1 rRNA gene is annotated in these 820 nt (G+C 52.1%); it reads right to left on the bottom strand.

What is annotated here, in order from left to right:
- Window positions 1–50 precede the first annotated feature (50 nt).
- Window positions 51–820, bottom strand: a 23S ribosomal RNA gene (locus AC27EZ_RS18110); the annotation flags it as partial.

Raw genomic sequence — 820 nt, 5'->3', positions numbered from 1 at the left:
TAAGCTTGTCAATCTCAACACCACCGAGCCTAAAGCTTCTTGGGTGTTGTATGGTTAAGCCTCTCGGGTAATTAGTACAGGTTAGCTTAACGCCTTACAACGCTTCCACACCCTGCCTATCAACGTCATCGTCTTTAACAACCCTTCCGGACTTTAAAAGTCAGGGATGACTCATCTTTGGGCCGGCTTCCCGCTTAGATGCTTTCAGCGGTTATCCGTTCCGAACGTAGCTACCGGGCAATGCCATTGGCATGACAACCCGAACACCAGCGGTTCGTCCACTCCGGTCCTCTCGTACTAGGAGCAGCTCCCATCAATCATCCAACGCCCACACCAGATAGGGACCGAACTGTCTCACGACGTTCTAAACCCAGCTCGCGTACCACTTTAAATGGCGAACAGCCATACCCTTGGGACCGACTTCAGCCCCAGGATGTGATGAGCCGACATCGAGGTGCCAAACACCGCCGTCGATATGAACTCTTGGGCGGTATCAGCCTGTTATCCCCGGAGTACCTTTTATCCGTTGAGCGATGGCCCTTCCATACAGAACCACCGGATCACTATGACCTACTTTCGTACCTGCTCGACGTGTCTGTCTCGCAGTTAAGCTAGCTTATGCCATTGCACTAACCTCACGATGTCCGACCGTGATTAGCTAACCTTCGTGCTCCTCCGTTACTATTTGGGAGGAGACCGCCCCAGTCAAACTACCCACCAGACACTGTCCACAACCCCGATAAGGGGCCAATGTTAGAACATCAAACATACAAGGGTGGTATTTCAAGGACGGCTCCACACAATCTAGCGACTGTGCTTC

This window comes from Alteromonas sp. 4NH20-0056 (assembly GCF_057539655.1).
Note: the sequence above shows the minus strand (reverse complement) of the source record. Positions and strands in the feature narration are given on the sequence as shown.